Consider the following 22140-nt stretch of genomic DNA (forward strand, 5'->3'; position numbering starts at 1 on the left):
ATGCGCAAATCGTCGACCGTCAGGATCGCCGCCGCCACCCTGTTCCTGTTGGCGCTGCTTTTGGCCGTCCCGCTGCTGATCAGCGCCACCGGCCGGAGCGACCTCTATTATACGCTGACCTCTGTCGCCCTTCTCAGCATCATCAGCGCGGGCGTGTGGATCACTTTCTATATCGGTCGCATCAATATCGGCCAAGGCGCCTACGCGCTGATGGGCGGCTATGTCTCCGCCGTCCTGGTGACGAATTACGGCGTGTCGTTTTGGCTGACCCTGCCTCTGGCGGGCCTGTTCTGTGCCGTTGCAAGCGTTCTCATCGGTCTGCCGATTCTGCGCCTGCGCGGCGTTTATTTTGCCATGGTGTCACTGGTGTTGACGGAAGTCGCGCGCCTGCTTGCGCTTGCCATGCCGATCACCAACGGCGCAAAAGGCATCGTCAGCATTCCCCTGCCGACCGGCATCAGCCTTTTCGGCATCACCCTCGTTCCGGATTTTTCGAGCCTCGCCAATCCCCGACTTGCCTTCTACATCGTCGCTGTGTTGTTGATGGCGCTTTGCTTCCTCGGTCTCTATCGGCTCGCCCATTCGCGCATCGGACAGCTCTGCCAATCGCTGCAGCAGAACGAGGAGCTCGCCTCGTCGATCGGCGTCAATATCGCCTACCTCCGCGTAATCGCTTATGCGCTCTCGTCTTTCCTCGGCGGCGTCGGCGGGGCGATGTTCGCATCGATCTCCCAGTCGATCTATCCGTCGAGCTTCACGGTCGCAGACTCGGTCAATTTCATGCTCAATTGCTTCCTCGGCGGGCTAGGCTACGTGCTCGGACCGATGCTTGGGACCTTTGTCCTCTATTTCGGTTGGGACGTGCTGTTCCAGGCGGGCGAATTCCAGCTCCTGATCTTCTCGACAGTGCTGATCATGCTCATTCTGGTCCTACCCAACGGCCTGCTGAGCCTAGCCCTGCCCGGAAAGAGGAGCGGCTAGCACCATGTCCAACATTCTCGAAGTCATCGGCCTTACCAAACGTTTCGGCGGGCTCGTCGCGGTTAACGACGTCTCCTTTTCGGTGCACGAGCGCGAGATCCTTTCGGTCATCGGGCCGAACGGCGCCGGCAAGTCGACGCTGTTCAAGCTGATCGCCTCCTTCCTGCGGCCGACCGAAGGCGAAGTGAGGTTCAAGGGCGAGCGGATCTCCGGCCTGTCCCCGCACATCACCGCTCGAAAGGGTGTGGTGCGGACATTCCAGGAAACCACAATCTTCAAGGACATGACCGTGCGCGACAACGTCGTTACAGCTCACCATCTTCGGTCCCGCGCCAGCCTCGTCGGCTTCTACTTCGGCAGTGCCTCGGCGCGCCGCGATCTGGACGCCTTCGGCAGATCCGCCGATGAAATTCTCGCCTTCCTTGGGCTGGGAGCGATGGAGGCCGAGATCGCCAGCAACCTGCCCCACGGGCATCTGAGGGCGCTGGGCATCGCCATCGCGCTTGCCACCGATCCGACCGTCGTCCTGCTCGATGAGCCCTTCGCGGGAATGAACCACGACGAGACCAGGCGCGCGGTCGAAATTGTGCGCAAGCTGCGCAAACGCGGCATTACCGTACTCCTGGTTGAACACGATATGCCGGCCGTCATGAACATTTCCGACCGGATCGTCGTACTCAACTTCGGCCAGAAGATCGCCGAAGGCACCCCGGCGGAAATCCAGCAGAACCCCAAGGTCATCGAAGCCTATCTCGGGGCCGAAGACGAATCGATCGGATTGTAGGCCATGGAACCACTTCTCAAATTCGATGACGTCGAGCTCTATTACGACCACGTCTATGCCCTGAAAGGCGTGTCGATCGAGGTGAAGGAAGGCGAGACCGTTGCGCTAATCGGCGCCAACGGGGCGGGCAAGTCGTCGATCCTGCGTGCCATCACCGGCCTCAGAAAGATCCGCAAGGGCGAGATCCGCTATCGCGGCAACCGCATTGACGGCATCGCGCCGGATGAGATCGTCCGCATGGGCATCTCCATGGTGCCGGAAGCGCGCCGTGTCTTCCCTTTCATGACGGTGCGCGACAACCTTCTGATGGGTGCCTTCACGCGCTCCGACAAGGCTGAGATACAGCAAAGTATGGAGATGGTGTTGACGCGCTTCCCGCGGCTTAAGGAGCGCTACTCGCAACAGGCGGGGACGATGAGCGGCGGCGAGCAGCAGATGCTGGTGATCGGTCGAGCGCTGATGGCGCGCCCACGTTTGCTGCTGCTCGACGAACCGTCGCTTGGCGTCGCGCCGAAGCTGGTCCAAGACATCGCGCGGTCGATCGTGGCGATCAATCGCGACGAAAAGGTCAGCGTGCTGCTTGTCGAGCAGAACTCGCGCATGGCGCTGCGGATCTCCCAGCGTGCCTACGCGTTGACGATCGGCAAGGTGGCGCTCAGCGGAAATTCGGTCGAGTTGCTGAATGACGACCGCGTCAGGCATCTCTATCTCGGCGGCGAAGTGTAGGTAGGACCAGACATGCGCATCCTTGTCATAAATCCCAACACGACGACCTCGATGACCGGCAAGATCGGCAAGGCGGCAAAGATCGCGGCGTCGGCCAGAACCAGCATCATCGCGGTCAATCCCAACGACGGCCCACCAAGTATCGAGGGCTATTTCGATGAGGCGTTCGTGGTGCCTGGCATTCTCGCCGAAATGTTTAAGGCAGGCGATATGGACGCCTATGTGATCGCATGTTTTGACGATACCGGTCTCGATGCGGCGCGCTGCGCGACAAGCGCACCGGTGATTGGAATTGGCGAAGCGGCGTTTCACCTTGCAACGTTGATCGCCGGTAAGTTCAGCGTCGTCACGACGCTCGCGCGATCAGTGCCGGCGATTGAGCATAATTTATCGAAATACGGCCTGTCCTCGCGTTGCGCCAAGGTGAGGGCGTCGGATGTTGCCGTACTCGATCTAGAAAAGCCGGGTTCTGAAGCCCGCCAAAAGATCTCGGTTGAAATTGCTCGTGCGATCGCCGAAGACAAAGCAGAAGCGATCGTACTCGGTTGTGCTGGGATGGCCGATTTGGCCGACCAGCTTTCGAGCGAATATGGGGTGCCGGTGCTTGACGGCGTGGCCTGCGCGGTCAAGCTTGCCGAAGCCATTTGCGCTTTGGGTCTGAGAACCTCGAAGGTCGGCGGTTATGCCACGCCACTCGTCAAGCAATTTGCCGGTCACTATGCGCCATTGTCGCCGGGGTTGAGCAAGCTGCAATAAGGATGCATCGGGATGCCCAAGGATGTTGTTCATCGGCGAGCGAGACAAAAGACGAGCCCACCAGAAACGATGAACATGTCGCCGATCCTCGATCCGGAAATCCAAAGTCGGATGCCAGCCACGCGTTGGTCGCCGATCTATTACGGCCTCCGGGACGCAATCGTCGCACATCGGCTCGCCCCGGGCACGAAGCTGCCGGAAGACGAGCTCGCGTCGATCTACTCGGTCAGCCGCACGGTGATCCGAGCCGCCCTTCAAGCGCTGGCCCACGACCGCATCGTACGACTCGAACCCAATCGCGGTGCCTTTGTTGCTCAGCCGTCAACCCGAGAAGCGCGCGAGGTCTTCGAAGCGCGCGCACTGATCGAACCCAAAGTCGCCGCACTTGCCGCGGAAGTGGCTAAACCGGAGGACATATTGCTGCTGCGCCGCCATCTCGACAAGGAGCATGAGGCGCTGCATGCCGGCCGCGATAGCGACGCGATCATGTTATCGGCGCGATTTCATGTGGGTATCGCGGAAATCGCCGGCCATTGCGTCCTAACCGACTTCGTCCGTGATCTGGTTTCGCACTCCTCGCTGATTATTGCCCTTTACTGGAAGCGGCGGGACACAACCTGTGAAAGCCACGCGCATCATGCGCTCGTCGACGCCATCGAGGCAGGCGAATCCGCTAAGGCTGCCGACCTGATGAAGGAACATCTACTTGACCTCCTGTCGGGCCTGGAGCTCGCCCGGCCGGCGGGCAATCCGAAGAGCCTCGCAGAAATGCTACGCTGATTTTCGGCTGGGAACAGCCACTGGGATGGCAAAAACAACAAAGCGGCGAACGGAAGATGTCGTCGCTTCATGGACGGTAGCTTTCGCCTTACAGTAAGGGCCCATGTGACGGTTCTTTTGGCAACGCACTGCCCGTACACCGGTCTCTTACAGCGCCGCGCGTCACGTCAGACGCGCAAAGGTCGCTGGGCAATCCCACCGACGATCGACTTCAGCCACGAACCGCTCAGGCATCCGGCAAAGTGAAGACGGCGCAAGGCGCCGCGATGCCGCGCAGCGCGTGTTCGCCCAGCGACACCAGCGGCGTGATGGTCTCGGCGGCGACCGCGCCCGAGATCAGCACCGACCGGCCGAGCGGCCGGCACAGGCCCTCCAGTCGGCTGACCAGATTTACCGCGGGGCCGATTGCGGTGAAGTCCAGCCGGTCGGCCGCGCCGATATTGCCCCACAGCATTTCGCCAAGATGCAGCGCCGCGCCGAAGGGCAGCGGCGGCAGGCCCTCTGCTTGTCGCAAACCATCGAGGTGGGCCATGCCTGCGCGGGCGGCGGCGACCGCTCGCAGCGCCGCTTCACAGGCGTCGACCGGCGCACTGGCAACGGGGAAGATCGCCAGCACGCCATCGCCGATGAACTTCAGCACCTCGCCTCCGAAGGCGTGTATCGCACCGGCAACACGGTCGAACCAGGCGTCGAGGACGGCGATCATTGCCGCGGGCTCCGTCGCCTCGGAAAGGGCGGTGAAGTTCCGCAGATCAGCACAAAGCAGCACAGCGCGGATGGTTTCTCCGGTGCCGCGGTGCAACGCGCCTGCCTGCACCCGGGCAGCACTGCGTCGGCCGAGATAGGCCTCGAGCAGCGTTGCAAGTGCCGCCCGCTCGGCCAAGGCAGCCAAGGGCGCGGTGGCGAAGCGCGCGGTCAGCCGCAGCCGGTCGACCTCAGCAAGGTCGAACGGACGCGTCCCGGCCCAGCCCAGCAACCGCCCGTCCGGCTCAAGGCCAACCGCGTCCTCGTGCACCGGGCCAAGTGCGCTCAGCCAATCGCCCCCAGCCTGGCCTTGCTGGCTGCCGGCAAAGCCTAGCGCCTCGATCACTGCTCCGGTCTCGGCTCGCCACAACCAGGTGCGGCGGGTAACGATCGGGTGCGGCACTGCCAGTGTCAGGGTACCGCCGACCAACGGAAAGCCGCCGGCCAGCAGCCGGCCGCCGAGTTCAGCCAAGAACCGGTCGGGGCCAGGCGAGGCGCTGGCCTCGTCCACCAGCCAGGCGAGGTGTGTGGGCAGATCCATGCATGATCATACCGTCAGGTCCCCCAACCTGTCATCCGCGCAGGTGGTAGCGCAGCTGGCCCAGCGGGCATATCATCGTGGAAGGACCTGATCCGATGCCCGTCCATCCTGCGCCGTAGTTTGGGCAGGTCACAGCAACAAAAGGGGAAGCCGATGCAAGAGGCCCTCATCGTCCGCCGTGAAGCGCACATACCGGCTCCGCCCGCCGCGGTATTCGCCCTCTTGACCGATCCTGAGAAGATCCTGCGCTGGATGGGAACGGAGGCGCAGATCGAGCCGCAGCGCGGTGGGCTCTACCTCGTCAACGTCACCGGGGCCCGCTTCGCTCGCGGTTCCTTCCGCGAGGTCGTGCCGGTGCACCGTCTGGTTTACAGCTTCGGCTGGGAAGACAGCGAAGTGGTGCCGCCGGCGTCGAGCCTTGTCGAGATCGACCTCGTCGAACAACCGGACGGAACGCTGCTTCGCCTGACCCACACTGGCCTGCCCAGTGCCGAGCAGTGCGCCGGTCACGCGGAAGGCTGGGCCCATTACCTCGACCGGTTGGCCGAGGTTGCCGGCGGGCATGATCCGGGGCCGGACCCCTGGCACGGCCGCACCGGCAGGGAATGACTGCTTTTCGCGGCCATTATCGCGGCACCTGGGTCTCCCGGCTGCATTGGTTTTGTGATCGATCAACGATCAAAGGATGAAGCCGTTACGCCAGCATGCCGGGTACGGAACCGCTTATGAGACTGCATTCACCGTCGCAAAGCCGATAAAACCCGTCTTGAGGAACGGGCAGTTCCAACATCTCACGCTTTGAAAGGCCAGAATATACGCCGCGCACCAATCTGCCAAACAGCCCATGAGAAATCGCAACTGTTGGTCCAGTTACATCTGCGATCCAGTCCCTTGCACGGGAGCACGCACCGTCGAAGCTCTCTCCGTCCGGAGACTTGAAATACCAGTCGAAAGCGTCGGAGTCATCCAGCATTCCTGGAAACTCGTTATCGATCTCGAACTTGGTCATACCGTCCCAATAGCCGACGGAAACCTCCATTAAGCGAGCTTCGTCGTGGGTTTCGAGTGGCAGCACCCGCTTCACGCGGTCTGCAGTTTGTCGCGTTCGACCCAGAGGGCTAACGTGCATCTGGAATGATTGCCTACTGTCCGAAATTTCCTTCTGAAGGAGCTTCGCCACGCGATCCGCCTGTTCGAAACCACGCTCCGTAAGGGGCGAATCTTTCTGGCCCTGAAACCGACCCAAGGTGTTCCAAATGGTCTCGCCATGGCGAAGCAGGTAAATCATTGAAGTTGCCCCAAACGACGTAGCACATTGATTAAGTGAGTTATTGGACCGAAGGGTTGGTCTCTTGTAGCGGTTAACTTATGGAGCACATCGATAAAAGCGTGATGGCCCAATTGGCGTATTCCTGCTGCCCTGACGTTTGGCGTAGATCGGTTGCATTCTCCAGGGCAATTCCCGCTTTTGAAATACGTGCGGTCGCCAACGCAAAAGAGGCTCGAAGAGCACGAGCGCTTCGTTGAAGTCTAGACGGATTTGAGCTTCATCGTGCGTTTGCGCCATACGGTCTCCGCAGGTGATTTTGGATCGTTATGAACATGACGCGCTCCGTCAGCCGCCAAATTCAAGACGGCCCAACGTAAAACACCTCCGGATCGCTCCGGAGGTGTGGTGGAAAATTGGGGGGCGCCGTCCGAGCGGTGCCTTTTCGCCAATTAGGCCGAAAGAGCCTTGAACTCGGTGAGGATGGCTTCGCCCATCTCGACGGTTCCGACCTGGCGTGCGCCTTCGGCCATGATGTCGCCGGTGCGGATGCCCTTGTCGAGCACGGTGGCGATCGCCTTCTCCAGATTGTCGGCGTCCTTCGTCAGGTTGAAGGAGTAGCGCAGGCACATGGCGAACGAGGCGATCATGGCGATCGGGTTGGCGATGCCCTTGCCGGCAATGTCCGGTGCCGAGCCATGCACCGGCTCATAGAGCGCCTTGCGCTTGCCGGTGACGCCATCCGGTGCGCCGAGCGAGGCCGAAGGCAGCATGCCGAGCGAGCCGGTCAGCATCGCCGCCACGTCCGAGAGCATGTCGCCGAACAGGTTGTCGGTGACGATGACGTCGAACTGCTTGGGCTGGCGCACCAGCTGCATGCCGCCGGCATCGGCCAGCATGTGCTCGAGCCCAACGTCGGAATATTTCGCCTTGTGGGTTTCGGTCACCACCTGGTTCCACAACACGCCCGACTTCATGACGTTGCGCTTTTCCATCGAGCAGACGCGGTTGTTGCGGGTGCGCGCCAGTTCGAAGGCGACGCCGGCGATGCGCTCGATCTCGTAGGTATCGTAGACCTGGGTGTCGATGCCGCGCTTCTGGCCGTTGCCGAGATCGATGATTTCCTTCGGCTCGCCGAAATAGACGCCGCCGGTCAGCTCGCGCACGATCAGGATGTCGAGGCCCTCGACCAGTTCCGGCTTCAGCGACGATGCGGCGGAAAGGGCGGGGTAGCAGATCGCCGGGCGCAGGTTGGCAAACAGTTGCAGATCCTTGCGTAGCCTGAGAAGACCGGCTTCCGGACGGACGTCATAAGGCACCGCATCCCATTTCGGACCGCCGACGGCGCCAAACAGTACCGCATCGGCGGCAAGCGCCTTGGCCATGTCCCCTTCCGAAATCGCCTGGCCGTGGGCGTCATAGGCCGAGCCGCCGACAAGGCCTTCATCGGTCACGAAGCCGGCACCAAGCTCGGCATTCATGTAGGCGATGATGTTGCGGACTTCCGCCATGGCTTCCGGGCCGATGCCGTCGCCGGGAAGGATGAAAAGCTTACGATCGGCCATTTCGGCACTCCTGTCGTTTCAGTTTTTGTATTGGTGCAGAGCGGCTCATGCGGCGACCTTGGGCCATGGCCGCTGTTGCGGACGCAGGGTCTCGAATGCTCGTGCGAGGCGCAGGACGCCGATATCGTCGAACTGCTGTCCGATGATCTGAAGCCCGATTGGCAGACCGCTGGCGGTATAGCCGCAATTGATCGAGATCGCGGGCTGTCCGCCCATGTTCACGGCAACCGTAAACGCGATGTGCTCGAACGGCTTCTGCGGGTCATTGATCGGCGAGGCCCATTCGGCGGGATAGGAGGCTGTCGGTGCCGTCGGCGAAAGGATGAAATCAAAGCCGGTCAACGCCGCGTGGATGGCACCCCGCATGGCGTCGATCTGGGCGAAGCCGGTATAGACGTCGCGACCGGAAAAATCCTTCGCCGTCTCGATCCAGTTGAAGATGTAGGGCAATATCTGCGCCTGCTGCTCCGGTGGCAGGCGCGATACGTCCTCCCAGCCACGCGCGCGCCAGAAGCGATCGAGACCATCGATCATCTCGCGGGTGAGGAACGGTGCGACAGGCTCGATGATCGCGCCGGCATCTGCCAAGAGCTTTGCGGCCTGACTGACCGCCGCTTCCGTTTCGGCGCTGACCGCCTGGCCGAAGCCGGCATCGAGCCACAGGCCGATCTTCAAGCCCCTGACATCGCGGTCTAGGTCAAGCCAGGGGATGTCGGCATAGGGCAAGGACATCGTGTCGCGTACGTCCGGTTTCGACAGCACGGACATGTAAAGCGCCGTATCAGCCACGGTGCGGGTCATCGGCCCGGCCACGCGGCCGATGAAGGGCGGATTGATCGGGATCCGGCCCGCAGACGGTTTCAGACCAACGATGCCGCACCAGCCTGCCGGCAGGCGGACCGAACCGCCGATATCGGTGCCGATATGCAGCGGGCCGTAACCGGCGGCCGCGGCCGCCCCCGCACCGGCGCTCGAACCGCCGGGATTGGTCGTGAGGTCCCACGGATTGCGCGCCAGCTTGTGGAAACTGGAAAGGCCGGACGAGAGCATGCCGTAATCAGGCATGGTGGTCTTGGCCAGAATGACGCCGCCCGCCTCGCGGGTGCGTGCCGCAGGCGGCGCATCGGCGGAAGCCGGCACCAGCGGCACGGCGGCACAGCCAAGCGGCACGGCCGTTCCCTTCGTCGCGATGTTCTCCTTGATCGTCACCGGCACGCCATCGATCGCGCCCAGAGGCTCGCCCCTGGCCCAACGCGCTTCCGACGCTTTTGCGCCTTCACGCGCTTCCTCCGGATCATAGGCCCACAACGCATTGAGTTTCGGCTCCGAGGCATCGATGCGCGCGATGACGGCATCAACGACCTCAACGGGAGAGAGCTTTCTAAGGCGGTAAGCCTCGACAAGGTCGATGGCGGAGAAGTCGGCGAGATCGGACATGGAGCGGGTTCCTGCAATAAGCGCAATTCCAGGGAATTGCAGAACTTTCAAAAAGTTTTAGGCAAAGTGACAGCGGGCGGACCAAGCCGGGGTGACCGGCTTGGCCTCTGGCGTTTGGGTCAGGCAGATATCCTGCCTGCGCGGACAGACGGCGGCATAGGCGCAGCCCTCTGATGTCGTGGCGGTGTGGACGGGCGTTTGCGGCGGTGCATTCGACCGGACCCGCTTGCGGCGTCCGGAAAAGGGTTTCGGTACGGCGGCCACAAGCGCCTGCGTGTAGGGGTGCCGCGGGTTGTCGAACACCTCGTTCGTCGGTCCCTCCTCGACGATCCGCCCGAGATGCATGACGGCGACCCGGTCGGTAATGGCGCGAACCACGCCGAGATCGTGGCTGATGAACAGATAGGAGAGGCCGAGCCTCTCCTGCAGATCCATCATCAGGTTCAAAACCTGCGCCTGGATCGACACGTCGAGCGCCGAAACCGGTTCGTCGGCCACGATCAGTGCCGGCCGGGTAATCAGCGCGCGCGCAATGGCAATGCGCTGGCGCTGGCCGCCGGAGAATTCGTGCGGATATTTGTCAGCTGAAGCAAGCGGCAGACCGACCGCCTCCAGCACCTCCGCAATGCGCCGGTTGCGCTCGGCTGTACCGGTTCCACGCTCCAGCGAAACGATCGGCTCGGAGATGATCGTCCGCACCGTATGGCGCGGATCGAGTGACCCGTAGGGATCCTGGAAGATCGCCTGGAACCCCTTGCGCGCCTCGCGCAGTGCCGCCCGGTCCAGCGAGTAGATATCCTTGCCGGCAATGGAAACCTGCCCTGATTGCGGGCGCTCCAGACCCATGACGGCGCGCGCAAGCGTCGATTTTCCGGAACCGCTTTCTCCGACGATGCCGAGGCTCTTGCCCGCGGCAAGCTCGACGCTGACGCCGTGCAGCACCCGCAAGCTGGCCTGCTTGGAAAAGATCGAGGGGCGCGGCAACTGGTACTCGCGCACCAGATCGGTGGTCCTCATAATGACATCGCTCATGGTGCCACCATCCTTTCGCGTGGATGAAAGCAGGCGGCGCGATGCTCCACATTCCTGTCGGTATCGATCAGATCCAGCGGCGGTATCGCCCGCTGACAGTCCGGCTGAACGAAGGCACAGCGCTGCGCAAAAGAACAATGAGCAGGCCGCGCAAAGGGATCGGGAACGATGCCCGGGATTGCGTTCAGCCTTGGTCTTCCTCCGGCCTGGCGCGGTGCAAGCGCTGCTCCGTGCGGAGACGCGGCAAACAGCCCACGCGCGTAGGGATGCGCCATGCGGGCGAAGACGTCGTCGGTGCGCCCCGTCTCGATGATGCGCCCGGCATACATGACGGCGATGCGGTCGGTCATTTCGGAAACGACACCGAGATCGTGCGTGATCAGCATCAGTGCCGTGCCGGTGTCTTCGATCAGGTCGTCGAGAAGATCGAGGATCTGCGCCTGCACCGTCACGTCGAGCGCAGTCGTCGGCTCGTCGGCGATCAACAGGTCCGGTTCGCAGGCAATCGCCATGGCGATCATCACGCGCTGCCTTTGGCCGCCGGAAAGCTGATGCGGATAGAGATCCAGGTCGAAGCGCGGTGCCGGCAGGCCGACCCGGTCCAGAAGCGCACGCGCCTTCCTTTCGGCATCGGCCCTGGTTTCGCCAAAATGAAGGCGTCGCCCTTCGGCGATCTGGGCGCCGATCGACTTGACCGGGTTGAGCGCCGTCATCGGTTCCTGAAAGATCATCGCGATGCGCCGGCCGCGATATCTGCAGAATTCGGCCTCGGGCAGGTCCGCGAGGTTGCGGCCGTCGAACAGCAACTCGCCGCGCACCCGCATGCGCTGCGGCAGAAGTCCCATCACGGCGAGCGCCGTCATGGATTTGCCGCTGCCGGATTCTCCGACGATACCGAGGCGTTCGCCGCGATTGAGCTCGATATCGACATCGCAAACGATATCGGCCTGGCTCGTGCCCGCTGAGAGTTCGACCGACATGCCGGCCATTTGAAGCAAGGGTGCTGTCATCTTTGTCGCCTCACGCGCGGGTCGAGAATGTCGCGCAGGCCATCGCCGAGAAGGTTGAGGCCGAGCACGGCGAACGTGATCGCAAGTCCCGGGAAGATGGCAAGCCAAGGGGCCTGATAGATGAAGGTCTGGGCGTCGTTCAGCATCTTGCCCCAGCTCGGCATCGGCGGCTGAGTGCCAAGGCCGACATAGGATAGGCCAGCTTCGGCAACGATCGCCAGCGCGAACTGGATCGTCACCTGGACCAGCAGCACGTGGTTGATGTTGGGCAGGATGTGCAGAAACGTGATCGCCACGTCGCCGCGGCCGGCGCAGCGTGCCGCCTGCACATATTCACGCTTCCACAGCCCCATCGACGCACCGCGGGTGACGCGGGCAAAAACCGGAATGTTGAAGATGCCGATGGCGATCATGGCATTGGTCGCGCCGGGACCGAAGATGGCGGTAATGATGACCGCCGTCAGCAGTGCCGGAAAGGCGAAGGCAAGATCGCTCATGCGCATGACAAGCCCATCGACCCAGCCGCCGCGGGCCGCAGCCCAGGCACCAAGCGGCACGCCGATGCCGGCGCCGACCAGTACCGCGACGATCGAGACCGCGATCGAGTTGCGCGCACCGGCCATGATCATCGAAAGGATGTCGCGGCCGAAATTGTCGGTGCCGAACCAATGGGTGAGGCTCGGCCCCTGAAGCTTGTCGCGAAAATTCATCGCTGTCGGCGAGAAGGGCGTCCAGACGGTGGAAACCACGGCCATCGCCACGAGGATGGCGGTGACGGTGACGCCGAACATCAGGCTTCGGCTGCCGAGTAGCTTGGAGAACAGGCCTGGTTCCGAGGCGATTGCGGAATCGGACATCAGTGCCCTCCCCTCGACAGACGTGGATCCAGATAGCCGTAAACGAGATCCACCAGAAAATTGATGGTGATGACGGAAGCGGCAAGCAGCGTCACCAGCGTCTGCACGGTCACCAGGTCGCGCTGCGCGATCGCCTGAAACACCAGCCGGCCGACGCCCGGCAGATTGAAGACGTTTTCGATGATGATCGTGCCGGCGAGGAGGAAAGAAAACTGCAGGCCGATGATGGTGACGACGGGAATAAGCGCGTTGGGCACCGCATGCTTCCACAGGGCGCCAGCGCGCGTAAGCCCCTTGGCGCGGGCGGTGCGGATGAAGTCCTCCCCGAGCGTTTCGATCACGGCCGAGCGGGTGACGCGCCCGAGAATGGCGGCGAGCGGCAGGCCAAGCGCAAAGGCCGGAAGAATGAGCGAGTGCAGGCCGCTCCAGATGCCGCCTTCCCAGCCGGAAAAGCCGGAGGCCGGGAACCAGGCAAGCTTCAGCGCGAACAGCAGGATGAAGAGAAGTGCCAGCCAGAAATTGGGGATGGCGACGCCCACCTGGGCGATGCCCATGACGACGGTGTCGCCGGCCTTGCCACGGTTGGCCGCAGCATAGACGCCAATGGCGATTGCGACCACGACCGAGATCAACATGGAGAGGAGAGCCAGGGGCAATGTCACCAGGATGCGCGGCCCGAGCAGTTCGCGGATCGGAACGGAATAGGTCAGGCTCATACCGAAATCGCCGACGACGAAGCCGCCGATCCAGTGGAGATAGCGGATCCAGATGGGTTGATCGAGGCCTAACTGCCGATGCAACGCCGCGATCGCATCCGGATCGGCGTTCATGCCAAGCATCAGCACCGCCGGGTCCCCGGGCAGCACCTGCATCAGCAGAAAGACGATGACTGAGGCGACCAGTGTCGTCAAAACGAGCGACACGAGGCGACCGCCAATAAAGGAAATCACATCAACCTCCCGGAATGAGCGAGCGTTGACCGGCACCGGGTACGGTCGACGGCTGATCTGCATCAGCCCCCCTTTCGTGAAGGGGGCGGATGCTAGAGCGGGATGAGGAAAAGTGTGTGCGGTTTTCGCCCGCATACCGCTCTACCTCATGAGAATCGATCAATTCTCCCAATAGGTCTGGGTCTGGTCGTCCGCCGGCACCGGCATGTTCTTCCAGAGACCCTTCACCTTCTTGTTCCACACGCCGATCTTCGGAAGGGCATAGAGGAAGACGTTCGGTTCATCGGCCGCCAGCTTGCGCTGGAGCTTTCCGACGAGATCCAGCTGCTCGGCTTCCGTCGACGCGAGCGTGAAGGACTTGTAGAGCGCCTTGTAGTCCGGATTCTGGTAGTTGAAATAGTACTTGTCGCGGGCATAGATATCGAGATCGCGGGCTTCGGCGTGTGCGATGATCGTCGCGTCGAAATCCGAGTTCTTGAACACCTGGTCGAGCCATTGCGCGAATTCGATCGGAACGAGGTTCACCTTCACGCCGACTTCGCTGAGCATCGCCGCGATGATCTCGCCGCCGCGACGCGCATAGGCGGGCGGCGGCAGCATGATGGTCATCTCCAGACCTTCAGCGCCGGCCTCCTGAAGCAATTGCTGCGCCTTGCCCGGGTCGTAAGGGTAGGTCTCGTTGAGATCGACATAGCCGGGCTCCACCGGGGAATAGTGCGAACCGATCGTCGCGCCGAAGCCCGAATAGGTGCCTTCGACCAGCGTCTTCCGGTCGATCGCATGGGCGAGCGCCTGGCGGACCCTGACGTCGTCAAACGGCTTCTTCGCATTGTTGAGCGCGAGCACCACCTTGCCGGACGTGCTGCCGACCTCGACCTGGAGGTTGGGATCGCTCTCAAACTGGCTGACGAGTTCGGCGGCCTGGAACATCGGGAAAGCATCGATGTTGCCGGCAAGAACGGCGGCTGCGGCGGCCGAGGGGTCGCTGATGAATTTGAAGGTGACTTCGCTGAGCTTGGCCGGTTCGCCCCAATACTCAGCGTTCTTCTCAAGCACGACCTTGTCGCCCTTCGCCCATTCCTTGAATTTGAACGGGCCGGTGCCGACAGGCTTGGTCTTGTTGTCGGCGGCCGATGCCGGCGCGATCATCACCGCGTCGCCCCAGGCCATGTTGAACAGGAAATTGGACGCCGGGCGTTTGAGCGTCACGACCGCTGTCGCCGGATCCGGGCACTCGGTCTTTTCGATCGGTTCGAACAGCCCCTTCTGCGCATTGGTGGAGTCCGACGCTACAGCGCGCTCATAGGAGAATTTGACGATCGAGCATTCGAAGGGCGTGCCGTCGTGGAACTTGACGCCCTGACGAAGTTTGAACGTGTAGGTCTTCTGGTCGTCGGAGACAGCCCAGCTCTCGGCCAGGAGCGGCTTGACGGTGCCGTCTTCAACCACGCGCATCAGACCTTCGAACAGGTTGCCGTAGGTGATGTAGCGGATCGGCGCGGCGGCGCCCGCGGTCGGGTCGAGGCCCGGCGGCTCCAGCACCTGGCCGACGGTAATCGTGTCCTTGGCCATGGCCGTCGTCAGCGATGCGGCGATGAAGCACGAAGCAAGTGCCCATTTCGTCAAGTTAAGCATGGTTCCCCCGCTTTGCGGTTTGGTTGTTATCGTCCCACTGCATGTTCCTTTAATCGTATCCGATTGAAGGACAAAAACATGCAGTGAATCAAAGTGCTACAGCGACCTTAGCGCATCTCAAAGGACAGTCATCAGATCGAACGTCCTCCATCGACATCGAGAGCAACGCCGGTGATCATCGACGCCTGTGGCGATGCGACGAAGGCGGCAGCCTCGGCGAGATCCTCGGGCTTCAGCAGGCGCCCCAACGGAATGGAATCGCGGAACTTCTGGCGAATTTCCTCGGTATCCTCACCCATGAAGGTCGTCAAAAGCGGCGTCTCGCCGGCAACCGGGTTGAGCGCAACGACGCGAATGTTGAAGGGCGCAAGTTCGATCGCCAGCGCCTTGGTCGCCGAGACCACCCAGCCCTTGGTTGCATTGTACCAGGCCAAGTTCGGCCGCGGTCGGTTGGCGCCAGTCGAGGCGATGTTGACGATCACGCCTGTCTTGTTCTGTTTCATGTGCGGCAGGAGGGCGCGTGTCATGAGATAGACGCCGCGCACGTTGACGCCGACAATCCTGTCGAACTCGTCCGGCTCCACCAGCTCGGCGTTTTGCGGCTTGTGGCCGATACCGGCATTGTTGATGAGAATGTCGACGCGGCCGAACTTCTCGAGGCTCGCTGCAACGGCGGCTTCGACGTCCGACGACTTGGAGATGTCGCAGACGACGGCAAACGCATTGCTACCGAGCTCGCTAGCCACGCGCGCAGCACCTGCGGCATCGCGGTCGACAACGACCACCTTTGCACCGCCTTCGACGAAACGTTTTGCAATGCCCTCGCCGAAGCCGGAGCCTGCGCCGGTGATGAGAGCGACTTTACCTTCTAGTGACACGTGTTCCTCCCGAGGCAAACTTAGATCATAGGTTAGAGCGGGATGCGGGCGGAAAACCGCTCACACTTTTCCTCATCCGCTCTAGCCGTGGTAGACAGAAATAGTTTTCATGCTGGCAAAGCCGTAGAGGGCTTCGAAACCCTTCTCGCGGCCATGGCCCGATTTCTTGACGCCACCGAACGGCAGCTCGACGCCGCCGCCGGCGCCATAGTTGTTGACGAAGACCTGACCGGCGTGGACAGCGCGCGCCATGCGCAGCTGCCTGCCACCGTCGTTTGTCCAGACCCCGCAGACGAGACCGTAGGCGGTGCCGTTCGCGAGGCGAACGGCTTCTTCCTCGCTGTCGAACGGCATGATCACCTGGACCGGGCCGAAGATTTCGTCCTGTACCGTGCGGTGCTCGTGCGGCACATCGCGCAGCAATGTCGGGGCGACATAGGCGCCGTCTGCGGGTGCGTCGGCGACGATCTCGCCCTGCGCCGCGACCCTCAGGCCATCCTTGGCGGCATCGGCAAGGAAGCCCTCGATGATCGCCTTTTGCCTGTGCGAGACGACCGGGCCAAGCGACAGATCGGCGCTGGCCGGGCCGACCTTGAGCGCGCGATATCTTTCGCTCATCTGCGCCACGACGTCTTCGTAGATGGCGCGCTCGACAAGGATGCGCGACGAGGCCGAGCAGGTCTGCCCGGCGTTCTGGATGCCGGCGTTCACCAAGAATGGCAAGGCCCGGTCGAGGTCCGCATCGGCAAAGACGATCTGTGCCGACTTGCCGCCGAGTTCGAGCGTCACCGGCACTGCATTCTTCGCCGCCGCCGCCTGCACCATCTCGCCGGTGCCCACAGAGCCGGTAAACGAGATGTGGTTGACATCAGGGTGTTCGGAAAGTGCGGCACCTGCTTCTGCGCCTAACCCCGTGACGACGTTCAGCGCGCCTGATGGCAGGCCCTCTTCTTCGGCGATGCGTGCAAACTCCAGGATGGTCAGGCACGCCTCCTCGGCCGGCTTGACCACGGCCGCATTGCCCATGGCAAGGGCTGCGCCGAGGCTCCGGCCAAGGATCTGCATCGGATAGTTCCAGGGGATGATATGCCCCGTAACCCCGTGCGGCTCGTAAACCGTCAGTACGGTGAAGCCGTTCTGATAGGGGATGGTGTCGCCATGCACCTTGTCGGCAGCGCCGCCATAGAATTCCAGATACCGCGCGAGCGCGACGACGTCCGCCCGTGCCTGCGTCAGGGGCTTGCCGACATCCCGCGCTTCGAGCTCCGTCAAGAGGTCGATGTTGCGCAGCACCGCTGTCGAGATCCGGCTTAGCACCCGTCCGCGTTCGGTTGCCGTCAAATGCCCCCATTGGCCTGTGAGTGCCGAGCGCGCCGAGCGCACGGCAAGATCGATGTCGTCCCGGTTTCCCCGGGCAATACGCGCGAATACTTCGCCGTTGGAGGGATCCCTCACGGCGATGTGCTCGCCGCCAATTGCGTCCTGCCACGTGTTCGCGATGAAATTGCCGTAAGTCTTCACATCATGCCTCATTGTCAGTCTCGCCCTGCGGGAGGAGCGTTTTCAATCTCATGGCTGTCGCATGGATATGCGCGCGCGCCAGCTTTTCAGCCTGATCAGGGTTCCTTGCCGCAATCGCTTCGACAATGAGCCGGTGTTCGGCAACAGCCGTGCTGGCGCGTTCGCTGGAAAGCGAAAAGGCCGGAGCGAAGACCTGCGAAGTCATCCGCAGAAGTGGTCCGAGCGACGCCAGGGACGCATTGCGCGACGCGCTGACGATGGCCTCATGAAAGACGACGTTGGACTGGGTGTAGGCGCCGGGATCCCAGCGCTCGACGACCTTCTGCTGCTGCTCGATCTGTTTCGCGAGCGCCTTGATCTCGGATACGGTTGCGCGCTCGGCGGCATTGCGCGCTGCCACACCGTCCATTGCCTCGCGCACGGCATAAGCGTCGAGAAGTTTCGGCAGATCGGCGGTGGCCACCCTGACGCCACTGCCGGGTTTGTTCACCACGAGCCCGTCGCGCTCCAGCACTCGCAAGGCTTCGCGAAGCGGTGTGCGACTGATGCCGAATTCGGCAGCGATCCGCTCCTGGCGCAACGTCGCTCCAGGCGCGTAGACGCCGGCATAGATGCGCTCGCGAAGCGCCTGGGCAACTTCGTCGAGAAGGCGCGACTGGCTTCGCCATTCGAAGGTTTGACTCATTGATCCCTCCCAAGATCGTGGCAAATTGTATCCAGGATACAGACGATGTCAATTGCGATTGATACGCCAGCGAACTGTCCCGTGTGATCAGGGCCGCAGGAGCAGCGACGTCCAGGCGCAGAGCCTCGCTGAACGAAGAGAATTATTTGAGGTTGACAACAGCATTCTAAGACATCAATCTTACAACTAAGATATCAGTTGACGGATAGATATGTCTGAGATTGTCACCATACCCGCCCTTCCACTTGACGAACTGCTTCGTCCCTCCCTGATCGAGGGCGCGGGCAACACGACGTCAAAGGTCTATCGCCTGCTTCGGCAGCTGATCGTCGAGGTGAGGTTGTTGCCCGGCCGCGCACTGCCGGAAAAGGAGGTCGCCGCGATCCTCAATGTCAGCAAGACGCCGGTTCGCGAAGCGATCATCCGCCTCTCGGAGGAAGGACTGATCAAGGTCGTACCGCAAGGCGGCACGTTCGTCGCGACGATCGAGGTCCAGCGCTATATCGAGGCTTGCTTCATCCGCTTTCGGCTGGAGGCCGGGGCAGCAGCCGAAGCCGCCAAGCGCCACACGTTCGAAGATCTCGGCCGCCTGGAGCTCTGCCTCAACCAGCAGATTGCTGCCGTGGAGAGCGAGGATTACACGAATTTCTTCGAGCTCGATGAGAGCTTTCACAAAGCCATCTTCGCAGCGGCGCGTCTGAGCGGCGTGTGGACTTTCGTCAACCAGGCGAAGGGCGAGATCGATCGCATGCGCCATTTGAAGATGGTGTTCGGCGTTCGCCGCACCGCAGAAGTCATCGAGGAACATCGGGCTATCGTCGATGCCATTCGCGAAGCGTCGCCGGATGCGGCCGTAGCTGCCATGAGCCGGCACCTCGGCTCCCTCGAAAGCAAGATTACCGAGCTTTCACGCGACCCGAAGCTGTGGAGCTACATTGAATCGATCAATGCGACAACGACAGAAAAGCGGAGGCCGCGGCGCAACCTGACCTAAGGGCCGGCGCCGTCGGGAGGAAACAAAATGTCTGCAGTTGAACTGAACGACGTAGTGAAACGCTACGGCGCACTCGAAGTCGTGCACTCCATCAAGCTGTCGGTATCACCGGGAGAGTTCGTGGTTCTGGTCGGACCGTCGGGCTGCGGCAAGTCCACGACCCTGCGCATGGTGGCCGGGCTCGAAGACATTTCGGACGGCACGATCTCGATCGGCGGCCGCGTCGTCAACCGGGTCGCGCCGAAAGATCGCGACGTCGCCATGGTGTTCCAGAACTACGCGCTCTACCCTCACCTCAATGTCGCGGAAAACATAGCCTTTGGCCTGCGCGTCCGTGGCGAGAAGAATGACGTCGTCGAAGCCGCGGTCAACGAGGCGGCCGCCATTCTCGATCTGGTGCCTTACCTCAAGCGGAAGCCCGCTGACCTTTCGGGTGGCCAGCGACAGCGCGTGGCGATGGGCCGCGCGATTGTGCGAAAGCCACAGGTGTTTCTGTTCGACGAGCCGCTGTCCAATCTCGACGCCAAGTTGCGCACTCAGATGCGCGCGGAGATCAAGCGGCTGCACAAGCGCATGGACGCCACCAGCATCTACGTCACCCACGACCAGGTCGAGGCCATGACCCTCGCCGACCGCATCGTCGTCATGAATGGCGGGCGCGTCGAACAGGTCGGATCGCCCATGGAGCTTTTCCTCAATCCGGCCAACGCCTTTGTGGCGAGCTTCCTGGGGTCGCCGCCCATGAACCTCGTCGAAGCGCGCGTGGAAGCGGCAAACGGTGGCGCCGTTGCCTGCGTCGACGGCGACGTTCCGGTCCAGTTCCGCATGCCTGCTGCAGCCGCCACCGGCATGCGTGCCGGCCAGAAGGTCTTCGTCGGCCTGCGGCCCGAACACCTCGAGATCGAAGCCGGCCCGGGGGCCGATATCCAGGAGATAGCGACCACCGTGGACCTCGTCGAGCCTCTCGGTTCGGAAGCGCTGCTTCATTGCAGGATCGGCGGCCAGCCGGTCGTCGCCAAGGTTGATACGCCCATAGACGGAAAGAGCCTGTCGGATGTCGCCAGGCTGGCAATCCCCACCACCAGGCTTCACGTCTTCGACGTGGAAACCGGCAAAGCCATCAACGGACAGGCGTGAGGCAGATGATGGCATCGAGGATCGCCCAGCATATCAAGGATCTTACCGAGGATCTTCGCCGAGACTGGCAGCTTTATGTGCTGTTGCTGCCCATGCTCGTCTGGTTCCTGCTTTTTCTCTACAAGCCGATGGAAGGCTTGCAGATCGCATTCAAGGACTTCAGCCCCTTCCGTGGCGTTGCCGGCAGTCCCTGGGTCGGCCTCGACAATTTCCGGACGCTGCTCAATGACCAGATCTTCATCCGCGCCTTCATCAACACGATCACCATCAGCGGCCTCGGGCTGATCTTCGCCTTCCCGGTGCCGATCATCCTGGCTTTGATGTTCAATGAGCTTCAGAGCGAAGTCGGTCGCCGTTTCTCTCAGACGGTCGTCTACCTTCCACACTTCATCTCGGTGGTGATCGTTGCAGGCATCGTCATCAACCTGCTGTCGCCAACCACGGGCGTGGTCAACCTCGTGCTGTCCAGCCTCGGGTTCGATCCGATCTACTTCCTGACGCAGCCGGAATGGTTCCGCACGGTGTTCATCGGCTCCAACGTCTGGAAAGAGGCAGGCTTCGAATCGATCGTCTATCTCGCTGCCATAGCCGGCATCAGCCCGACACTCTACGAGTCGGCCCGCGTCGACGGCGCCTCGCGCTGGCAGATGATGTGGCGCATCACCCTGCCCTGCATTCTGCCGACGATCATCATCATGCTGATCATTCGCGTCGGCAACCTGGTCGAGGTCGGTTTCGAATACATCATCCTGCTCTATCAGCCGGCCACCTACCGCACCGCCGACGTTGTCTCGACCTACGTCTACCGGACCGGCCTGCAAGGAACCCAATACGACCTGGCCACGGCAGCCGGCCTGTTCAACGCGGTCATCGCTTTCGCCCTCGTCTTCACGGCCAACCGGATCAGCCGGAAGGTCTCATCAACCTCGCTCTGGTGAATGTCATGGCCACTTTCAGCCTATACTCGCGCGGCGATCGTATTTTCGGATATGCGAATGCGGCCCTGATTGGACTGTTCGTCCTGTCGACCCTCTATCCGTTCATCTATCTGCTGGCGGTATCGATCTCGTCAGGTGCGGCCGTCACGTCCGGACAGGTCATCCTGTTTCCCAAGGACCTGACGCTTGCGGCCTATGAATTCGTGTTGTCCGACCGCCTCTTCTGGATCGCCTACGGCAACACCTTCATCTACACGTTCGGCGGCACCGCGGTCAGTCTGGCGATCATGATCCCCGGCGCCTACGCGCTGTCGCGAACAAGGCTGCGTGGCCGAAAATTCCTGAACCTGATGGTGGCGTTCACCCTCTGGTTCAATGCCGGGATGATCCCGTTCTTCCTGAACATGCGCGACCTTGGCCTTTTGGATTCGCGCTTCGGCCTGATCATCGGCTTCGCCTGCAACGCCTTCAACGTCATCCTGCTGCGCAACTTTTTCGAGTCCGTGCCGAAATCCTTCGAGGAAGCGGCGAAGATGGACGGTGCCAGTGAATGGCAGCTGCTTTGGAAAGTATTCATTCCGCTGTCCAAGCCGGCCATCATCACCGTCGGGCTGTTCTGCATCGTCTCGCGCTGGAACAGCTATTTCTGGGCCATGGTCCTGCTGCGCGGCGAGGAAAAGATCCCGCTCCAGCTCTACCTGAAGCGCATCATCGTCGACCTCACCGCCAATGACGAGTTTGCCAGCAGCCTGCTGAGCTCGCGCTACTCATTCGAAACCGTGACAGCCGCGATCATGATCGCCTCAATCATTCCGGTCCTGCTGATTTATCCGAGCATCCAGAAGTACTTCAACAAGGGCATCACCCTTGGTGGGGTCAAGGAATAACGGTCAACGACGCCAGTTCTGTTTAAGGAGGAGAA

Annotated in this window: 22 protein-coding genes; 10 read left to right on the forward strand and 12 right to left on the reverse strand. The window is 61.9% G+C overall.

What is annotated here, in order from left to right:
* The 5 genes from ABIE33_RS32770 to ABIE33_RS32790 all read left to right on the forward strand — a co-directional run bounded on the left by ABIE33_RS32770 (position 1) and on the right by ABIE33_RS32790 (position 4027).
* Positions 1–981 (forward strand): branched-chain amino acid ABC transporter permease, encoded by a 981-nt coding sequence (locus tag ABIE33_RS32770; RefSeq protein WP_429132816.1) that lies wholly within the window; start codon positions 1–3, stop codon positions 979–981.
* 4 nt (positions 982–985) lie between these two features.
* Positions 986–1765 carry an ABC transporter ATP-binding protein gene (locus ABIE33_RS32775; RefSeq protein ID WP_429132818.1) on the forward strand — a complete coding sequence of 260 codons (780 nt, stop codon included), beginning with the start codon at positions 986–988 and terminating at the stop codon, positions 1763–1765.
* A 3-nt stretch (positions 1766–1768) separates the two neighbouring features.
* Positions 1769–2491 carry an ABC transporter ATP-binding protein gene (locus ABIE33_RS32780; protein WP_057210435.1) on the forward strand — a complete coding sequence of 241 codons (723 nt, stop codon included), beginning with the start codon at positions 1769–1771 and terminating at the stop codon, positions 2489–2491.
* 12 nt (positions 2492–2503) lie between these two features.
* Entirely contained in the window at positions 2504–3247 is a 744-nt protein-coding gene (locus ABIE33_RS32785) for an aspartate/glutamate racemase family protein (protein ID WP_429132822.1), read from the forward strand.
* A 75-nt stretch (positions 3248–3322) separates the two neighbouring features.
* Complete coding sequence (locus ABIE33_RS32790; protein WP_429132824.1) at positions 3323–4027, forward strand: GntR family transcriptional regulator; 705 nt, start codon at positions 3323–3325, stop codon at positions 4025–4027.
* A gap of 226 nt (positions 4028–4253) precedes the next feature.
* On the opposite strand, the gene ABIE33_RS32795 is transcribed toward ABIE33_RS32790, so the two are convergent.
* Positions 4254–5312 carry an adenylate/guanylate cyclase domain-containing protein gene (locus ABIE33_RS32795; protein ID WP_429132826.1) on the reverse strand — a complete coding sequence of 353 codons (1059 nt, stop codon included), beginning with the start codon at positions 5310–5312 and terminating at the stop codon, positions 4254–4256.
* A gap of 153 nt (positions 5313–5465) precedes the next feature.
* On the opposite strand from ABIE33_RS32795, the gene ABIE33_RS32800 reads away from it, so the two are divergent.
* On the forward strand, positions 5466–5921 hold the full coding sequence (locus tag ABIE33_RS32800) for an SRPBCC family protein (protein WP_429132828.1): 456 nt from the start codon (positions 5466–5468) through the stop codon (positions 5919–5921).
* An 85-nt stretch (positions 5922–6006) separates the two neighbouring features.
* Here ABIE33_RS32800 and ABIE33_RS32805 read toward each other — a convergent pair whose 3' ends face one another.
* The 11 genes from ABIE33_RS32805 to ABIE33_RS32855 form a co-directional block, all read right to left on the reverse strand.
* The gene (locus ABIE33_RS32805; protein ID WP_429132831.1) at positions 6007–6600 is read right to left on the reverse strand and encodes a histidine phosphatase family protein; all 594 of its coding nucleotides are present in this window, start codon (positions 6598–6600) and stop codon (positions 6007–6009) included.
* 431 nt (positions 6601–7031) lie between these two features.
* Positions 7032–8144 (reverse strand): 3-isopropylmalate dehydrogenase, encoded by a 1113-nt coding sequence (gene leuB, locus ABIE33_RS32810; protein ID WP_429132833.1) that lies wholly within the window; start codon positions 8142–8144, stop codon positions 7032–7034.
* A gap of 45 nt (positions 8145–8189) precedes the next feature.
* Entirely contained in the window at positions 8190–9581 is a 1392-nt protein-coding gene (locus tag ABIE33_RS32815) for an amidase (RefSeq protein WP_429132835.1), read from the reverse strand.
* A 57-nt stretch (positions 9582–9638) separates the two neighbouring features.
* Positions 9639–10613 (reverse strand): ABC transporter ATP-binding protein, encoded by a 975-nt coding sequence (locus tag ABIE33_RS32820; RefSeq protein ID WP_429132837.1) that lies wholly within the window; start codon positions 10611–10613, stop codon positions 9639–9641.
* Positions 10610–11623, reverse strand: coding sequence for an ABC transporter ATP-binding protein (locus tag ABIE33_RS32825; protein WP_429132839.1), 1014 nt, complete (start codon positions 11621–11623; stop codon positions 10610–10612). The genes ABIE33_RS32820 and ABIE33_RS32825 overlap by 4 nt, the downstream gene beginning before the upstream one ends.
* Positions 11620–12480 (reverse strand): ABC transporter permease, encoded by an 861-nt coding sequence (locus ABIE33_RS32830; protein WP_429132841.1) that lies wholly within the window; start codon positions 12478–12480, stop codon positions 11620–11622. Before ABIE33_RS32830 ends, ABIE33_RS32825 begins: the two co-directional genes overlap by 4 nt.
* Positions 12480–13430, reverse strand: coding sequence for an ABC transporter permease (locus ABIE33_RS32835; RefSeq protein ID WP_429132843.1), 951 nt, complete (start codon positions 13428–13430; stop codon positions 12480–12482). Before ABIE33_RS32835 ends, ABIE33_RS32830 begins: the two co-directional genes overlap by 1 nt.
* A 159-nt stretch (positions 13431–13589) precedes the next feature.
* Complete coding sequence (locus ABIE33_RS32840) at positions 13590–15065, reverse strand: ABC transporter substrate-binding protein (protein ID WP_429132845.1); 1476 nt, start codon at positions 15063–15065, stop codon at positions 13590–13592.
* Positions 15066–15196: 131 nt separating this feature from the next.
* Complete coding sequence (locus ABIE33_RS32845; protein ID WP_429132846.1) at positions 15197–15943, reverse strand: SDR family oxidoreductase; 747 nt, start codon at positions 15941–15943, stop codon at positions 15197–15199.
* A gap of 81 nt (positions 15944–16024) precedes the next feature.
* Positions 16025–17476: an aldehyde dehydrogenase family protein gene (locus ABIE33_RS32850; RefSeq protein ID WP_429132848.1), complete on the reverse strand. Its 1452-nt coding sequence runs from the start codon at positions 17474–17476 to the stop codon at positions 16025–16027.
* Positions 17466–18149: a GntR family transcriptional regulator gene (locus tag ABIE33_RS32855; protein WP_429132850.1), complete on the reverse strand. Its 684-nt coding sequence runs from the start codon at positions 18147–18149 to the stop codon at positions 17466–17468. The genes ABIE33_RS32850 and ABIE33_RS32855 overlap by 11 nt, the downstream gene beginning before the upstream one ends.
* 211 nt (positions 18150–18360) lie before the next feature.
* Between ABIE33_RS32855 and ABIE33_RS32860 the strand changes: the two genes are divergently transcribed.
* Genes ABIE33_RS32860 through ABIE33_RS32875 form a run of 4 tightly spaced genes read left to right on the forward strand, consistent with a single transcriptional unit; the run spans position 18361 to position 22105 of the window.
* Positions 18361–19143, forward strand: a complete 783-nt coding sequence (locus ABIE33_RS32860) for a GntR family transcriptional regulator (RefSeq protein WP_429132852.1) — start codon at positions 18361–18363, stop codon at positions 19141–19143.
* 27 nt (positions 19144–19170) lie between these two features.
* Positions 19171–20280 (forward strand): ABC transporter ATP-binding protein, encoded by a 1110-nt coding sequence (locus ABIE33_RS32865; protein ID WP_429132853.1) that lies wholly within the window; start codon positions 19171–19173, stop codon positions 20278–20280.
* Positions 20281–20288: 8 nt separating this feature from the next.
* Positions 20289–21218 carry an ABC transporter permease gene (locus ABIE33_RS32870; protein WP_429132869.1) on the forward strand — a complete coding sequence of 310 codons (930 nt, stop codon included), beginning with the start codon at positions 20289–20291 and terminating at the stop codon, positions 21216–21218.
* 5 nt (positions 21219–21223) lie between these two features.
* Positions 21224–22105: a carbohydrate ABC transporter permease gene (locus tag ABIE33_RS32875; protein ID WP_057207292.1), complete on the forward strand. Its 882-nt coding sequence runs from the start codon at positions 21224–21226 to the stop codon at positions 22103–22105.
* The last annotated feature ends 35 nt before the right edge of the window (positions 22106–22140 follow it).

The sequence above is a fragment of the Ensifer sp. 4252 genome (assembly GCF_050434565.1).
GTDB lineage: Bacteria > Pseudomonadota > Alphaproteobacteria > Rhizobiales > Rhizobiaceae > Ensifer.

Bases quoted from the DNA above. Each gene is read 5' to 3' on its own strand.
- ABIE33_RS32770 (WP_429132816.1), top strand. From the start codon at position 1: ATGCGCAAATCGTCGACCGTCAGGATCGCCGCCGCCACCCTGTTCCTG.
- ABIE33_RS32775 (WP_429132818.1), top strand. From the start codon at position 986: ATGTCCAACATTCTCGAAGTCATCGGCCTTACCAAACGTTTCGGCGGG.
- ABIE33_RS32780 (WP_057210435.1), top strand. From the start codon at position 1,769: ATGGAACCACTTCTCAAATTCGATGACGTCGAGCTCTATTACGACCAC.
- ABIE33_RS32785 (WP_429132822.1), top strand. From the start codon at position 2,504: ATGCGCATCCTTGTCATAAATCCCAACACGACGACCTCGATGACCGGC.
- ABIE33_RS32790 (WP_429132824.1), top strand. From the start codon at position 3,323: ATGTCGCCGATCCTCGATCCGGAAATCCAAAGTCGGATGCCAGCCACG.
- ABIE33_RS32795 (WP_429132826.1), bottom strand. From the start codon at position 5,312: ATGGATCTGCCCACACACCTCGCCTGGCTGGTGGACGAGGCCAGCGCC.
- ABIE33_RS32800 (WP_429132828.1), top strand. From the start codon at position 5,466: ATGCAAGAGGCCCTCATCGTCCGCCGTGAAGCGCACATACCGGCTCCG.
- ABIE33_RS32805 (WP_429132831.1), bottom strand. From the start codon at position 6,600: ATGATTTACCTGCTTCGCCATGGCGAGACCATTTGGAACACCTTGGGT.
- leuB (WP_429132833.1), bottom strand. From the start codon at position 8,144: ATGGCCGATCGTAAGCTTTTCATCCTTCCCGGCGACGGCATCGGCCCG.
- ABIE33_RS32815 (WP_429132835.1), bottom strand. From the start codon at position 9,581: ATGTCCGATCTCGCCGACTTCTCCGCCATCGACCTTGTCGAGGCTTAC.
- ABIE33_RS32820 (WP_429132837.1), bottom strand. From the start codon at position 10,613: ATGAGCGATGTCATTATGAGGACCACCGATCTGGTGCGCGAGTACCAG.
- ABIE33_RS32825 (WP_429132839.1), bottom strand. From the start codon at position 11,623: ATGACAGCACCCTTGCTTCAAATGGCCGGCATGTCGGTCGAACTCTCA.
- ABIE33_RS32830 (WP_429132841.1), bottom strand. From the start codon at position 12,480: ATGTCCGATTCCGCAATCGCCTCGGAACCAGGCCTGTTCTCCAAGCTA.
- ABIE33_RS32840 (WP_429132845.1), bottom strand. From the start codon at position 15,065: ATGCTTAACTTGACGAAATGGGCACTTGCTTCGTGCTTCATCGCCGCA.
- ABIE33_RS32850 (WP_429132848.1), bottom strand. From the start codon at position 17,476: ATGAGGCATGATGTGAAGACTTACGGCAATTTCATCGCGAACACGTGG.
- ABIE33_RS32855 (WP_429132850.1), bottom strand. From the start codon at position 18,149: ATGAGTCAAACCTTCGAATGGCGAAGCCAGTCGCGCCTTCTCGACGAA.
- ABIE33_RS32860 (WP_429132852.1), top strand. From the start codon at position 18,361: ATGTCTGAGATTGTCACCATACCCGCCCTTCCACTTGACGAACTGCTT.
- ABIE33_RS32865 (WP_429132853.1), top strand. From the start codon at position 19,171: ATGTCTGCAGTTGAACTGAACGACGTAGTGAAACGCTACGGCGCACTC.
- ABIE33_RS32870 (WP_429132869.1), top strand. From the start codon at position 20,289: ATGGCATCGAGGATCGCCCAGCATATCAAGGATCTTACCGAGGATCTT.
- ABIE33_RS32875 (WP_057207292.1), top strand. From the start codon at position 21,224: ATGGCCACTTTCAGCCTATACTCGCGCGGCGATCGTATTTTCGGATAT.